Below are 12,900 nucleotides of genomic sequence, written 5' to 3'. Positions count from 1 at the left end.
TCCATCCCTTGCGGCTGACCTTGCCGGTTACTAAGACTCTGTCAACCTATCGCGGCTAAGACAGGGGTTCACGCCCGGACGAATCGCGGGGACCAGGGACAGACAGCAAGGACAGACGATGAGCGATCCGGCAGAATTCTACATGAACACCCTCGTTCCCATGGTGGTCGAACAGACCTCTCGCGGGGAACGGGCTTACGACATCTTCTCGCGGCTGCTGAAGGAACGGATCATCTTTGTTTCGGGTCCGGTCCATGACGGCATGTCCACCCTGATCTGCGCGCAGCTTCTGTTCCTCGAGGCGGAGAATCCGTCCAAGGACATCAGCATGTATATCAACAGCCCGGGCGGCGTCGTAACCTCGGGCCTGTCGATCTATGACACGATGCAGTACATCCGGCCGCGCGTTTCGACGCTGGTGGTGGGGCAGGCGGCGTCCATGGGTTCGCTGCTGCTTGCGGCCGGGGAAAAGGGCCTGCGCTATTCGCTGCCCAACAGCCGCGTGATGGTTCACCAGCCGTCCGGCGGATTCCAGGGCCAGGCCACCGACATCCTGATCCATGCGCGGGAAACCGAGAAGCTGAAGCGCCGCCTGAACGAGATCTACGTCACGCATACCGGCCGCACCCTGGAAGAGGTCGAGCAGGCCTTGGAGCGGGATCGTTTCATGTCGCCTGAAGAGGCAAAGGACTGGGGTTTGATCGACGAGGTCGTTGCACCCCGTGGCAAGGCAGAAGTCGAGAAGAAATAGGCGTGTTGGGGATTGTGACGAGCGGGGCTCGTCCCTAACATGGTGTGAACTACCTGCGGCGGCCGATCCGTCGCAGGCGACCCGAAGATGCGGCGCGCGGTACCAGGCCGCCGTCGCCCGAAACGCAGATCCGCGTGACGGCAGTGAAGGAAATGGACGATGGCGAACCAGTCCGGCGGCGACAGCAAGAACACGCTCTATTGCAGCTTTTGCGGCAAGAGCCAGCATGAGGTACGCAAGCTGATTGCGGGGCCAACCGTGTTCATCTGCGATGAATGCGTCGAACTGTGCATGGACATCATCCGCGAGGAAACCAAGACGAGCGGGTTGAAGTCCGGTGATGGTGTCCCAACCCCGCGCGAGATCTGCGGTGTTCTTGACGACTATGTGATCGGGCAGGAGCATGCGAAGCGCGTGCTCTCGGTCGCCGTTCACAACCACTACAAGCGGCTGAACCATGGCTCCAAGACTGACATTGAACTGGCCAAGTCGAACATCCTGCTGATCGGTCCGACGGGCTGCGGCAAGACGCTGCTGGCGCAGACGCTGGCGCGGATCTTGGATGTGCCTTTCACGATGGCCGACGCGACCACGCTGACCGAGGCCGGCTACGTGGGCGAGGATGTCGAGAACATCATCCTCAAGCTGCTTCAGTCCAGCGAGTACAATGTCGAGCGGGCGCAGCGTGGAATCGTGTACATTGACGAAGTCGACAAGATCACGCGCAAGTCCGACAACCCGTCAATCACCCGCGACGTTTCGGGCGAAGGCGTTCAGCAGGCACTGCTGAAGATCATGGAAGGCACCGTGGCCAGCGTGCCGCCGCAGGGCGGTCGCAAGCATCCCCAGCAGGAATTCCTGCAGGTGGACACGACCAACATCCTTTTCATCTGTGGCGGCGCCTTTGCAGGGTTGGACCGGATCATCGCGCAGCGCAACAAGGGCACGGCGATGGGCTTCGGCGCCTCCGTCAAGGAAAACGACGACAAGGGCGTGGGCGAGACCTTCAAGGAGCTGGAGCCCGAGGATCTTCTGAAGTTTGGCCTGATTCCCGAATTTGTCGGCCGTCTGCCGGTCATTGCCACATTGACCGATCTGGATGAGGAAGCGCTGATCATCATCCTGACCAAGCCGAAAAACGCTCTGGTCAAGCAGTATCAGCGCCTGTTCGACCTTGAAGGTGTGCAGCTGACCTTTACCGAAGACGCGCTGACGGCGATTGCCAAACGCGCGATCAAGCGGAAAACCGGGGCAAGGGGCCTGCGTTCGATCATGGAGGAGATCCTGCTGGACACCATGTTCGAACTTCCGGGATTGGACAGCGTCGAAGAGGTCGTGGTCAACGAGGAAGCCGTCGACAATACTTCCGCCAAGCCGCTGCTGATCCATGCCGATGCCAAGAAGGGCAGCGCTTCGGCCGGGTGATCCGGCTGGGCTGTCCATGGCTGGACCTTCGGGTCGTGGTCGGGCATAGGTTCGTCAAATCTGATTGGTAAGGGTCCTGTCGATGTCCTTTCTGCTGCGCGCTTTGACCTGGTGGAACAGCCAGACGCTCAACACCCAGTTCTGGACCTGGCGGTCCGGTATCCGCGTAGGCGAGGATCATCTGGGCAACATCTTCTATACCGACAAGATCGGAAAGCGCCGTTGGGTCATCTACAAGGGCGAAGCGGAAGCCAGCCAGATCAGCCCGGAATGGCACGGGTGGCTGCATCATACCTGGAATGAGCCTCCCACCACGGCGCCCTTGCTTCACAAGTCGTGGGAACAGCCGCACAAGCCGAACCTGACTGGCACGGCCGGTGCCTATGTGCCCGCCGGTTCGCTGCTACGGGTTCAGCCTGAAAAGCGCTCCGATTATGATGCGTGGCAGCCGGAATAGGATGAATGCCACATCTGCCCATCGGGGTGAGGCGAAAGCTGAACTGATCGCAGGCGGCATAGTGCTGGCCGTGGCAGCAGGTTTTTTGGTCTGGGCCGCGCAGGGGCGCATGACTGGCCAAGGCGGGTATCAAGTGACGGCCTCGTTCCCTGATGTCGATGGCGTCCGTATCGGAACAGAGGTTCGTTTGGCCGGGGTTCCAGTTGGCCGGGTTGCGGACATACAGCTTAATCGTCAAACCTATATGGCAGACGCTGTTCTCCAGATTCCCTTGGGGATTGAGCTGCCCGTGGATAGCGCGGCCCTGATCCAGTCCGATGGTCTTTTGGGTGGTGCCTATATTCAACTGCAGCCGGGGGGCAGCCTTGATAACCTCGCGCCGGGGGACGAGATCGAGGATGTTCAGGGTGCAGTCAGCCTTCTGCAACTGATGCTGAAGTTCGTTGACAGCCAGTCAAGCAACGACCCGCCCGGTGAGGCTACTCCATGATGCGGGCGCTCCTGTGCCTGATGCTGGCGGCTGGCCCGGCCTATGCCCAGGATACGGTGCGCGCCGAGGGCGCGATGTTGCGGGGATTGGACAAGGTGTCAGGCCGCACGACAGACCTTCCGCTTCAGGTCGGAGAGGCGGTGCGCTATGGCAGGCTCGAGTTGCGTCTGGGGGAGTGTCGTTACCCTGCCGCCGATCCCAGTTCGGATGCCTTTGCGCAGATGACGATCACTGACCTGAGGCAGAACACGACCGTATTCAGCGGCTGGATGATTGCAAGCGCCCCCGCTCTATCTGCCCTTGACGACGCACGCTATGATGTCTGGGTCATGTCCTGCAGCAGCCGTTCTGCCGATAGCAACGGCTGAGACCTGAAATCTGCCTTGCGTCGAAGTGCTCGTGACAGGTTTGCCCGATAGAGCAGCCGAGGAATTTCGATCGCACCCATCCGCGCCAGATGTGGTGTCAGGAATTGCGTATCGAACAGAGTGAAGCCACAGCGTGCAAGATGCGCCGAGGCCCAGATCAATGCCATTTTCGAGCCGTTGACCTGCGCCGACACCATCGATTCGCCAAAGAATGCCCCGCCGAGCGTGACGCCGAAGAGGCCGCCCGCAAAGTGCCCATTCCGCCGGATTTCGATGGCATGCGCATGACCCGTGGCGTGGAGGCGGGAATAAAGCCGCGCCAGCGGGATATTGATCCAGGTCGTTTCCCGATTTCCGCATGCTGCCACGATCATGTCGAAATCGCCATCCAGATGGGCCGTCCAGCCGCCGCGGCGCAGATCGCGGCGGAGCGAGCGAGAAACGTGGACCTTGTCAATCGGAACGACCCCCCGCATCGGGGGATCGAACCAGAACAAGCGGTCGTCATCGGCGCTCTCGGCCATGGGAAACACGCCGCGCGCGTAACCGTTCAGCAATTGCCCCGGCGTCAGCACCACGGCCTCAGGCGTAATGCTGCGCCAGCCAGCGCTCGAGCCAGTGGATCGAATAATTTCCCGACTGGATGTCGCGTTCCTCCAGAAGGTCGCGGAACAGTGGAACTGTCGTGTCAATGCCATCCACGATCAATTCGCCCAAGGCGCGGGACAGGCGGGCCAGAGCCTCGTTCCGGTCGCGGCCGTGAACGATCAGCTTGCCGATCAGGCTGTCGTAATAAGGGGGGATCGAATAACCCTGATAAAGGGCTGAATCCATCCGCACACCAAGTCCGCCAGGTGCATGATACTGGGTGATCTTACCCGGACAGGGCGAAAAACCCGGCACCTTTTCCGCATTGATCCGCACCTCGATCGAATGACCGTTGATCACCAGATCGTCCTGATGGAACTCCATGGGTAGACCTGCGGCGACCCGGATCTGCTGGCGGACCAGATCTACCCCGAAGATGGCCTCGGTCACCGGATGTTCGACCTGCAGGCGCGTGTTCATCTCGATGAAGTAGAATTCGCCGTCCTCGAACAGGAACTCGATCGTGCCGGCGCCCGAATAACCGATCTTGGCCACGGCATCCGCACAAACGCGTCCGATCCGGTCGCGTTGTTCTGCGGTGATGACGGGGCCGGGCGCTTCTTCCAGAACCTTCTGGTGGCGGCGCTGCAGCGAGCAGTCGCGTTCGCCCAGATGCACGGCCCGACCCTTGCCGTCTCCAAACACCTGGATCTCGATATGGCGCGGGCGCTGGAGGTATTTTTCAATGTAAACGTCGGGGTTGCCGAAGGCGGCCTTGGCTTCGGCACGCGCAGTGCGGAACGCCACTTCGAGGCTGGCCTCGTCCTGCGCCACCTTCATGCCGCGGCCGCCACCGCCCGCCGTGGCCTTGATGATGACCGGATAGCCGATCTGGGCCGCGACGCGCATGGCTTCGTCCACGTCGTTCACGCCGCCTTCGCTGCCAGGCACGCAGGGAACGCCTAGGGCCTTCATCGTGTCCTTGGCGGTGATCTTGTCGCCCATGATACGGATATGTTCCGCGCGCGGGCCGATGAAGGTGATGTCGTGGTCTTCCAGCATCTGAACGAAGCCGGCGTTTTCGGAAAGAAAGCCGTAACCCGGATGGATCGCCTGTGCGCCCGTGATCTCGCAGGCCGAAATCAGTGCGGGCATCGACAGATAGCTTTGCGACGACGAAGGCGGACCGATGCAGACCGACTCGTCGGCCATCCGGACATGCATGGCATCGGCGTCGGCGGTGGAATGGACCGCAACCGAGGCGATCCCCATCTCGCGGCAGGCGCGGATCACGCGCAGCGCGATCTCGCCCCGGTTGGCAATCAGGATCTTGTCGAACATGCGGATCACTCGACGATCATCAGGGGCGTGCCGAACTCGACCGGGTTGCCGTCATCGACCAGGATGCGGCGCACCGTACCCGCCCGGGGGGCGGGAATGTGGTTCATGGTCTTCATCGCCTCGACGATCATCAGCGTGTCGCCCTCGGCGACGCTCTGACCGACGGTGACAAAGGGCGTGGCGCCGGGTTCGGCCGACAAATAGGCCGTGCCCACCATGGGCGATGTGACGGCACCCGGCAGGCTGGCCGGATCGGCGCTGACCGGTGCGGCGGCGGGCAGGCCTGCCGAGGGCGCCGCCGGTGCGGCCGCGGATGCAGGGGCCGGGGCAGCGGCCTGCGCGTAGACGACCTGCTTGCCCTGCTTGGACAGGCTGACGGTCAGGCGGTCATGCTCGCCATATTCCCGCTTGACCGAAATCTCGTTCAACTCGCTGGCGTTCAGAAGCTGCGCCAGCGACTGGATGAAGGCCACGTCGCCTTCGTGATGCTTGCCGTCGGGGGAATCGTTGCTCATGCCGTCCTCTGCCATGGTCGTGTCGTGCCGCGTTCAGCCGCGGCGGTTGCGGGCTTATAGCCTTTATGCCCTTCCGAGGGGAAGGGTTTGGCATCGTCCCGGCGCATTTGTGGGCTCAGTCCGCCCGTGAAGCCTTTTCCTGCAGGCCGGAAACGCCTTCGCGACGGGCAAGTTCAGCCTCGACGTCATCAAGGGTGACATCACGGGCCGCCAGCATCACCAGAAGGTGAAAGATCACGTCGGCGGCCTCCGAAGTCAGCCGGGCCTGATCGCCCTTGACGGCCTCGATGATGGCCTCGACAGCTTCCTCACCGAACTTCTCGGCACATTTTTCGGGGCCCTTGGCCAGCAGCTTTGCCGTCCAGCTGCTTTCGGGGTCGGCGGTCTTGCGTGTCTCGATGGTGGCGGCCAGGCGTTGCAGGGCGGTCATGTCAGCCTCATCGGAATACCGGCTGCAGCCATATGGGCCTTGGCCTCGGCAATGGTATGCGTGCCGAAATGAAAGATCGAAGCCGCCAGAACCGCGCTGGCATGGCCCTCGGTCACCCCTTCGACCAGATGGTCCAGCGTGCCGACACCGCCCGAGGCGATGACCGGGACATTGACCGCATCGGCAATGGCGCGCGTCAGGGGCAGGTTGAACCCCGACCGCGTACCGTCACGGTCCATCGAAGTCAGCAGGATCTCTCCGGCACCCTTTGCCTCGACCGTGCGGGCGAATTCGACCGCGTCGATCCCGGTCGACTTGCGTCCACCATGCGTGAAGATTTCCCACCGACCGTCCGCCACGGTCTTGGCGTCGATGGCCACGACGATGCATTGGCTGCCGAAACGGTCAGCGGCGGCGGCCACCACGTCGGGATCAGCCACGGCCGCCGAGTTGAAGCTGACCTTGTCTGCGCCCGCCAGCAACAATGCACGCACATCGTTGTGGCTGCGCACGCCACCGCCGACCGTCAGCGGCACAAAGCACTGCTCGGCCGTTCGTGTCACAAGGTCGAACATGGTGCCGCGGTTTTCATGCGTGGCATGGATGTCCAGAAAGCAGATCTCGTCCGCGCCGGCCGCGTCATAGGCGCGTGCCGCCTCGACCGGGTCGCCCGCGTCGATCAGGTCGACGAAATTGACACCCTTGACCACGCGGCCGTCCGCCACGTCGAGACAAGGAATGATGCGGGTCTTGAGCATGGGGGCGGGCCTTTCGTCGTGCTGAACGCTTCTCACGCGGGCAGGGTGCGGGACCAGAACGGCGCCCGCACGGTGTGTCAGGCCAGTGCGGCCAGCGCTTCCTCCAGGTCCAGCGCTCCGTCATACAGCGCGCGTCCCGAGATCGCTCCCGCGATGATGCCTGTCCGGGCGAGCGCCGTCAGATCCGCCAGCGACGAGACCCCGCCCGAGGCGATCACGGGAATGGACACGGCGCGCGCCAAGGCCTCCGTGGCCACGATGTTGGGGCCCCCCATCGCGCCGTCCCGGTCGATGTCGGTATAGATGATCGCGGCCACGCCTGCGTCCTCGAACCGACGCGCGAGGTCGGTTGCGGTGACATCGGTTTCCGTGGCCCAGCCCCGCGTGGCGACCCGACCGGCGCGCGCATCGATGCCGACGGCGATACGTCCGGGAAAGGCATCGGCGGCTTCGCGCACCAGATCGGGGTTCTCGACCGCCACGGTGCCCAGGATGACGCGCGTCAGGCCCCGGGTCAGCCAAGTCTCGATCGTGGCCATGTCGCGGATGCCGCCCCCCAATTGGGTCGGGATATCGATGGCCGACAGGATCGCCTCGACGGCAGCGGCATTGACGGGCTTGCCCTCGAACGCCCCGTTGAGGTCCACCAGATGCAGCCATTCGGCACCGGCATCCTGAAAGGCACGGGCCTGGGCGGCGGGATCGCTGCCAAAGACGGTCGCAGCCTCCATGTCGCCGCGCAGCAGCCGGACGCAGTTGCCGTCCTTCAGGTCGATGGCGGGATAAAGGATCATGTCGCACGCTCCGTTCGTGGGCTGTCGCGCTTCCTTTGCCACGGGGCGGCCGGCAACGTAAAGACCCCGACCTCACGTCATGCTTGCACGGGGGAGGAGTGCGGGCTCATCTGGATCATCCTGAGGAGGAGAGATCATGCGTCACATCATTCTTGCGGCCGTCTTGGCCATGGGGGCCGGCACGGCCATGGCCGACCCGATCGAAGGCATCTGGCAGACCCAACCGGACGAGGGCGCCTTTGCCCATGTCACCATCGTCCCTTGCGGTGCAGCCTTTTGCGGCACCATCAGCCGGACCTTCAAGGAAGGGGCGGAATATCAGTCGCCCAGCCTGGGACGGCAGATTGTCATCGACATGGCCCCGCAAGGCGGCGGCGCATATCAGGGTCGTGTCTGGCGTCCGGCCAATGACAAGGTTTACGCCGGCAAGGCCAGTGTCTCGGGCAACCGGATGAGCCTGTCGGGCTGTGTCGCAGGGGGCCTGATCTGCAAGAGCCAGACCTGGGTCAAGGTGCAGTGACCTGCACCAAAAGGTGAAACCCGGCCTGTCCTCCAGCGTTCCACCGGCAACGGGTTCGAAAAGGAACGGATGATGCCGATGATCACCGCCAGAGATGGCACGAAGCTCTACGTCAAGGACTGGGGGCAGGGACGCCCGGTGGTCCTGATCCATGGTTGGCCCTTGAACGCGGATGCTTGGGAAACGCAGGCCGTGGGTCTGGCAGAGGCCGGGTATCGCGTCATCAGCTATGACCGGCGCGGCTTTGGCCGGTCCGAACAGCCTTGGGTCGGCATGAACTATGATACCCTTGCCGACGATTTGGCGGACGTGATCGATGCGCTGGCTCTCGAGGATGCGGCCATCGTGGGTTTTTCCATGGGTGGGGGTGAGGTTGCCCGCTATATGTCCCGCCATGAAGGCCGCAAGATCGCCCAGGCCGTCTTTGTGTCCTCAGTGGCTCCGGGCATGCTGAAATCGTCCGACAATCCCCAAGGCGCCCCGGCCAGTCTGTTCGAGGAGATGAACGCCGGTCTGCGGCAGGACCGCCCGGACTTTCTGGCGGAATTCTTCGAGGATTTTTATGGTCAGGGCACACCCAAGGGCGGTGTCAGCGACGCGGTGCTGGACTGGACCTGGGACATGGCCATGATGGCCAGCCCCAAGGCCACACTCGACTGCGTGACGGCCTTTGGTACAACGGACTTCACGGCCGATGTGCAGCAGATCCGGGTTCCGACATTGGTCATCCACGGCACGGGCGACAAGATCGTTCCGATCGAACCGACCGCCCATCGACTGGCCAAGCTGGTGCCGTCCGCCAGGCTGATCGAGTATGATGGCGCCCCTCATGGTCTGCCTGCCACGCATGGCCAGCGGTTGCTGGACGACCTCAAGACCTTCCTGGGGTAAGACAGGGCGCGACGCCGGTCCCTGCCGGACTGGCGTCATTGCTTCATTCTGCGGCCGCCTGCGGACGCCACTGCGAGACGCAGGGTATCTTGTCCCGGTCGCAACGGTCGACATATTTGCGGGCAATTTCCTCGACCTCGGCCAGCAGGCCGTCGGCCAGCTTGATCGGCTGCAGCCCGAGACCCAGAAAGCGGTCGTTGACCACATGCAGGTCGTTCTCGTCCGCTTCGTTGCGCGGGTTCGCGAGGAAGGCGATTTCGGCCCCTGTCCGGTCGGCGATCATCTGGGCCAGATCGCGGACCCGGTGGGTTTCCGTCATCTGGTTCAGGATCTGGACCCGATCCCCGGCAATGGGCGGGTTCAGCAGCGCCAGTTCGACACAGCGGCAGGTATCCTGAATGTGGATAAAGGCCCGCGTCTGTCCGCCGGTCCCATGCACCGTCAGCGGATAGTTCACGGCTGCCTGCATCAGGAACCGGTTCAGCACCGTTCCGTAATCGCCGTCGTAATCGAAGCGGTTGATCAGCCGGTCATCCATCCGGGTTTCCTTTGTCTGTGTTCCCCAGACAATGCCCTGATGCAGATCGGTGATCCGCAGCCCGTCATTCTTGTTGTAGTAAAAGAAGAACAGCTGATCCTGCGTCTTGGTCATGTGATAGATCGACCCGGGATTCGCCGGATAAAGGATCTGCTGCTGGTGCGGCCCCGAGGCGGTCTGCACGGTGACATCCAGATAACCTTCGGGGATCTTCATTCCCGCCGTGCCGTAACCATAAACACCCATCGTGCCCAGGTGGACCAGGTGGATATCCTGGCGGGATTCGACAATGGCGGCCAAGATGTCGTTTGTCGCGTTCAGGTTGTTGCTGACGGTATAGCGCTTGTGCCGGCTGGATTTCATCGAATAGGGCGCGGCGCGCTGTTCGGCAAAATGCACGATAGCATCGGGGCATTCCTGCTGCAACAGGGCCAGAAGACGGTCGTAGTCCTCTCCGACGGTCAGGGTCTCGACCCGGATCGTCTGACCCGTCAGTTCCTGCCAGGCACGGACGCGGGCGCCCAAGGGCAGGATCGGGGTCAACGAAGTGACTTCCAGTTCGACGTCGATCTTGCGGCGCGACAGGTTGTCGACGATCACGACCTCATGGCCGCGGGCGGACAGGTGAAGAGCGGTGGGCCAGCCGCAGAAACCGTCTCCGCCCAGTACGATGATCTTCATGCATTGCCTTACAGAAAGAGATCAGTCTGCGACAATGTGTAGAGGGCTGTCCGACGGCGCACCAGCGTCTGTTTCAAGGATGCCACGGAACCGTCATGAACCGGCAGAGACTTGCGCAGCCTGCGCCTGGTGCATGTTGTCCAGATGTGCCGCGATCGCGTCCTCGATATCGTCGAAGAAGGTCAGCTTGCCGTTCTCCAGGACGGCCCCTGCATGACAGGTTTCGCGCAGCATGCCCATCGAGTGGGCCACTACGATCGCCCCTGCATCCTGCATGCGTTCGTTGAAGACGCGATTCGACTTGGCCCTGAAGGCCGCATCACCGACGGCCGACACCTCGTCCACCAGATAGGTGTCGAAGGGAACGGCCATGGACAGGCCGAACGCCAGGCGAGAGCGCATTCCCGAGGAATAGGTGCGGATGGGCAGCCGGAAATGGTCGCCCAGTTCGGCAAAATCCTCGACGAAGTGCAGCAGTTCTTCCGTGTCCACGCCATAAACGCGGGCCACGAAGCGGCAATTCTGCTCACCTGTCAGCTCGCCATTGAACGAACCTGCAAAGCCAACGGGCCAGCTGATCGAGCCGGTGGACAGGATCCTGCCCGATGTCGGCAGCATCGCCCCTGAAATCATCCGCAGCAGCGACGACTTGCCGGCCCCGTTGCGGCCCAGCAGCGCCACCGACACCCCCGACGGAAAGGTCGCGGTGATATCGTCTGCCACGACCTTGTGGCGGCCCTTCAGCGTATAGGTCTTGCAGAGGTTCTGCAGGTGGATCATCGGCGGTCGCGGAGGCTGTAGAAGATCAGGCTGCCGATGATCCAGATCAGCGACAGGAAACCGGCGATCATCACCATCAGCTTGAAGCGTTCCGGAAATTCGGCTTCCTGCGCCAGCGTCGGCCGGATATAGGGCGCCAGATAGCGCGACTGGCGAACGGCCTCGGCCCGCGCGACCTCATAGCTGGCCAGGGCGGCGGTATAGCTCGTTTCGGCGAACTGCCGGTCCACGGCCAGGATCTCGTACTGGCCCACCACATCCGACAACGCCACGTCGTTGCTGTTGGAGCCGAACTTCTGCCGTTCCGAATCGATCTGCTCGCGGATCACCTGGATGCGCAACTCGGTCTGGCTGATGCGCGGATCCTCGGGCTGCGCATTGGCGCGCAGAAGGCCCAGCGAGACCAGTTGTTCCGCCAACTGCTGCTGGAGGGAACTGACGACGCCGATCTGCCCCTGCACGTCCGCGCTGGGGTCGACCAGCTGATAACGGTTGCGGAACTCGCTCACCGACTGGCGTGCCTCCCGCAGACGCTCCTGCGCGCGCTCCAGTTCGTCGCGAGAATAGCGCAGGGCATCTTCGCGGGCGATGTCGTTCAGCTGGTTGATAAGGATGCCGCCCTCGTCCAGGATCGCCCTCGCGATGTCCTGCGCGTCCTGCGGCTCGAACGCCAGGACGCGCAGGTCGATCATTCCATTGTCGTAATAGATGCGAACCTTGCGTTCCCATTCCGACACCAGGTCTTCCAGGGCGCTGTTTCCGCGAAAACGGAAGATCGGATCGTCGGGCGCCTTGGACCAGATGGCACGCAGGTCCAGCCGCTCGTTCACCCGCTCCACCAGGTCGCGGCTCTGGATGAACTTGTAAAGAACGTCCGTGTCCGTGGTCGAGCTGGCGCCGACCAGCGAGCCTAGGCCACCCAGCATGTCGACAGGATTGGCCGCCGACTCGCTGCGCACCGAAAAGCCCACATAGGATGCGTACTGATCGGCCGCACGGGTATAAAGATAAACCGCACTGATGATCGACGGGATCAGCACCAGCAGGACAAAGCTGATGGCCATGCCGTAATGGCGCGGTTTCAGCTGGGCGGGACTGGCCGGCGGCAGCACGGGCTGTTGCATGGCCGCCTGTATGCGTTTCTGCATCAGGGGGCCCGGCTGGTTGGGCCGGTTGCCGCCCGCGCCGGGCATGGGCTTGCTGCCCTGGCCCTGAGGCGCCGGCTGCCCTTGCGGGCCTTTTGCCTGAGCAGGATGCGCGGCAGGTTTTGCCGGTGGAGATGAGGAAGCTCCGACAGCCTGCAGGGCCTGATTGCCGGGTTTCTGGTCCTGGGCGGACATGCGCTTTTCCCGCCTGTCTTGTTGATCTCTTGGCCGCTGTCATACATAAGCGCCTTGAACAGTTCCAGCACCGATCCGTTGCCAGGATCGTGATCAGCACAAGGCGCCGGCGCGGTCCCATGTCCGACAGTCTTCCATCCCATCCGTCCTCTGTTCCCTTGCCGCGGCGCCGCGACCCGGAACACCCCCGCGTCCTGAAAGAGGTGCGCAAGCACCGCAGCTTTGGCAGCCTG

General features: G+C 62.8%; 16 protein-coding genes. 7 read left to right on the top strand and 9 right to left on the bottom strand.

What is annotated here, in order from left to right; all coding sequences use genetic code 11:
* Positions 1 to 118 precede the first annotated feature (118 nt).
* The 5 genes from ACLHHB_RS01675 to ACLHHB_RS01655 all read left to right on the top strand — a co-directional run bounded on the left by ACLHHB_RS01675 (position 119) and on the right by ACLHHB_RS01655 (position 3,491).
* The gene (locus tag ACLHHB_RS01675) at positions 119 to 751 is read left to right on the top strand and encodes an ATP-dependent Clp protease proteolytic subunit (protein WP_410216546.1); all 633 of its coding nucleotides are present in this window, start codon (positions 119 to 121) and stop codon (positions 749 to 751) included.
* Between the two features lie 159 nt (positions 752 to 910).
* Positions 911 to 2,176: an ATP-dependent Clp protease ATP-binding subunit ClpX gene (gene clpX, locus ACLHHB_RS01670; protein WP_410216545.1), complete on the top strand. Its 1,266-nt coding sequence runs from the start codon at positions 911 to 913 to the stop codon at positions 2,174 to 2,176.
* Between the two features lie 82 nt (positions 2,177 to 2,258).
* Positions 2,259 to 2,633, top strand: coding sequence for an NADH:ubiquinone oxidoreductase subunit NDUFA12 (locus ACLHHB_RS01665; protein WP_410216544.1), 375 nt, complete (start codon positions 2,259 to 2,261; stop codon positions 2,631 to 2,633).
* Position 2,634: 1 nt separating this feature from the next.
* Complete coding sequence (locus ACLHHB_RS01660; RefSeq protein WP_410216543.1) at positions 2,635 to 3,123, top strand: outer membrane lipid asymmetry maintenance protein MlaD; 489 nt, start codon at positions 2,635 to 2,637, stop codon at positions 3,121 to 3,123.
* On the top strand, positions 3,120 to 3,491 hold the full coding sequence (locus ACLHHB_RS01655) for a DUF2155 domain-containing protein (RefSeq protein WP_410216542.1): 372 nt from the start codon (positions 3,120 to 3,122) through the stop codon (positions 3,489 to 3,491). Before ACLHHB_RS01660 ends, ACLHHB_RS01655 begins: the two co-directional genes overlap by 4 nt.
* Here the strand turns inward: ACLHHB_RS01655 and aat are convergent.
* The 6 genes from aat to hisA all read right to left on the bottom strand — a co-directional run bounded on the left by aat (position 3,437) and on the right by hisA (position 7,917).
* Positions 3,437 to 4,069 carry a leucyl/phenylalanyl-tRNA--protein transferase gene (gene aat / locus ACLHHB_RS01650; protein ID WP_410216541.1) on the bottom strand — a complete coding sequence of 211 codons (633 nt, stop codon included), beginning with the start codon at positions 4,067 to 4,069 and terminating at the stop codon, positions 3,437 to 3,439. The genes ACLHHB_RS01655 and aat overlap by 55 nt on opposite strands.
* 4 nt (positions 4,070 to 4,073) lie before the next feature.
* Positions 4,074 to 5,420, bottom strand: coding sequence for an acetyl-CoA carboxylase biotin carboxylase subunit (gene accC / locus ACLHHB_RS01645; protein ID WP_410216540.1), 1,347 nt, complete (start codon positions 5,418 to 5,420; stop codon positions 4,074 to 4,076).
* Positions 5,421 to 5,425: 5 nt separating this feature from the next.
* Positions 5,426 to 5,935, bottom strand: coding sequence for an acetyl-CoA carboxylase biotin carboxyl carrier protein (gene accB, locus ACLHHB_RS01640; protein WP_410216539.1), 510 nt, complete (start codon positions 5,933 to 5,935; stop codon positions 5,426 to 5,428).
* Positions 5,936 to 6,050: 115 nt separating this feature from the next.
* Complete coding sequence (locus ACLHHB_RS01635; RefSeq protein WP_410216538.1) at positions 6,051 to 6,365, bottom strand: phosphoribosyl-ATP diphosphatase; 315 nt, start codon at positions 6,363 to 6,365, stop codon at positions 6,051 to 6,053.
* Entirely contained in the window at positions 6,362 to 7,123 is a 762-nt protein-coding gene (gene hisF / locus ACLHHB_RS01630; RefSeq protein WP_410216537.1) for an imidazole glycerol phosphate synthase subunit HisF, read from the bottom strand. Before hisF ends, ACLHHB_RS01635 begins: the two co-directional genes overlap by 4 nt.
* 77 nt (positions 7,124 to 7,200) lie before the next feature.
* Positions 7,201 to 7,917, bottom strand: a complete 717-nt coding sequence (gene hisA / locus ACLHHB_RS01625; protein WP_410216536.1) for a 1-(5-phosphoribosyl)-5-[(5-phosphoribosylamino)methylideneamino]imidazole-4-carboxamide isomerase — start codon at positions 7,915 to 7,917, stop codon at positions 7,201 to 7,203.
* Positions 7,918 to 8,053: 136 nt separating this feature from the next.
* Here hisA and ACLHHB_RS01620 point away from each other — a divergent pair, with 136 nt between their 5' ends.
* Together ACLHHB_RS01620 and ACLHHB_RS01615 are read left to right on the top strand one after the other, a co-directional pair.
* Positions 8,054 to 8,437, top strand: a complete 384-nt coding sequence (locus ACLHHB_RS01620; protein ID WP_410216535.1) for a DUF2147 domain-containing protein — start codon at positions 8,054 to 8,056, stop codon at positions 8,435 to 8,437.
* A gap of 72 nt (positions 8,438 to 8,509) precedes the next feature.
* Complete coding sequence (locus ACLHHB_RS01615) at positions 8,510 to 9,328, top strand: alpha/beta fold hydrolase (RefSeq protein WP_410216534.1); 819 nt, start codon at positions 8,510 to 8,512, stop codon at positions 9,326 to 9,328.
* 43 nt (positions 9,329 to 9,371) lie between these two features.
* Here ACLHHB_RS01615 and ACLHHB_RS01610 read toward each other — a convergent pair whose 3' ends face one another.
* From ACLHHB_RS01610 to ACLHHB_RS01600, 3 genes are all read right to left on the bottom strand, one after another.
* A complete protein-coding gene (locus ACLHHB_RS01610; protein ID WP_410216533.1) occupies positions 9,372 to 10,547 on the bottom strand; it encodes an NAD-dependent epimerase/dehydratase family protein in 1,176 nt (391 codons plus the stop codon).
* Positions 10,548 to 10,640: 93 nt separating this feature from the next.
* Complete coding sequence (locus ACLHHB_RS01605) at positions 10,641 to 11,327, bottom strand: ABC transporter ATP-binding protein (protein WP_410216532.1); 687 nt, start codon at positions 11,325 to 11,327, stop codon at positions 10,641 to 10,643.
* Positions 11,324 to 12,475, bottom strand: a complete 1,152-nt coding sequence (locus ACLHHB_RS01600) for a sugar transporter (protein WP_410216531.1) — start codon at positions 12,473 to 12,475, stop codon at positions 11,324 to 11,326. Before ACLHHB_RS01600 ends, ACLHHB_RS01605 begins: the two co-directional genes overlap by 4 nt.
* Positions 12,476 to 12,900: the final 425 nt, after the last annotated feature.

Origin of the sequence: Paracoccus sp. (in: a-proteobacteria) (assembly GCF_046462195.1) — a bacterium.
GTDB lineage: Bacteria > Pseudomonadota > Alphaproteobacteria > Rhodobacterales > Rhodobacteraceae > Paracoccus.
The sequence above is the reverse complement of the archived record's forward strand: the minus strand, read 5'-3'. Positions and strand labels throughout refer to the sequence as shown.

Bases quoted from the DNA above. Each gene is read 5' to 3' on its own strand.
- ACLHHB_RS01610 (WP_410216533.1), bottom strand. From the start codon at position 10,547: ATGAAGATCATCGTACTGGGCGGAGACGGTTTCTGCGGCTGGCCCACC.
- ACLHHB_RS01635 (WP_410216538.1), bottom strand. From the start codon at position 6,365: ATGACCGCCCTGCAACGCCTGGCCGCCACCATCGAGACACGCAAGACC.
- clpX (WP_410216545.1), top strand. From the start codon at position 911: ATGGCGAACCAGTCCGGCGGCGACAGCAAGAACACGCTCTATTGCAGC.
- ACLHHB_RS01665 (WP_410216544.1), top strand. From the start codon at position 2,259: ATGTCCTTTCTGCTGCGCGCTTTGACCTGGTGGAACAGCCAGACGCTC.
- ACLHHB_RS01675 (WP_410216546.1), top strand. From the start codon at position 119: ATGAGCGATCCGGCAGAATTCTACATGAACACCCTCGTTCCCATGGTG.
- ACLHHB_RS01605 (WP_410216532.1), bottom strand. From the start codon at position 11,327: ATGATCCACCTGCAGAACCTCTGCAAGACCTATACGCTGAAGGGCCGC.
- accC (WP_410216540.1), bottom strand. From the start codon at position 5,420: ATGTTCGACAAGATCCTGATTGCCAACCGGGGCGAGATCGCGCTGCGC.
- accB (WP_410216539.1), bottom strand. From the start codon at position 5,935: ATGAGCAACGATTCCCCCGACGGCAAGCATCACGAAGGCGACGTGGCC.
- ACLHHB_RS01620 (WP_410216535.1), top strand. From the start codon at position 8,054: ATGCGTCACATCATTCTTGCGGCCGTCTTGGCCATGGGGGCCGGCACG.
- ACLHHB_RS01615 (WP_410216534.1), top strand. From the start codon at position 8,510: ATGCCGATGATCACCGCCAGAGATGGCACGAAGCTCTACGTCAAGGAC.
- hisF (WP_410216537.1), bottom strand. From the start codon at position 7,123: ATGCTCAAGACCCGCATCATTCCTTGTCTCGACGTGGCGGACGGCCGC.
- hisA (WP_410216536.1), bottom strand. From the start codon at position 7,917: ATGATCCTTTATCCCGCCATCGACCTGAAGGACGGCAACTGCGTCCGG.
- ACLHHB_RS01660 (WP_410216543.1), top strand. From the start codon at position 2,635: ATGAATGCCACATCTGCCCATCGGGGTGAGGCGAAAGCTGAACTGATC.
- ACLHHB_RS01600 (WP_410216531.1), bottom strand. From the start codon at position 12,475: ATGCAGAAACGCATACAGGCGGCCATGCAACAGCCCGTGCTGCCGCCG.
- ACLHHB_RS01655 (WP_410216542.1), top strand. From the start codon at position 3,120: ATGATGCGGGCGCTCCTGTGCCTGATGCTGGCGGCTGGCCCGGCCTAT.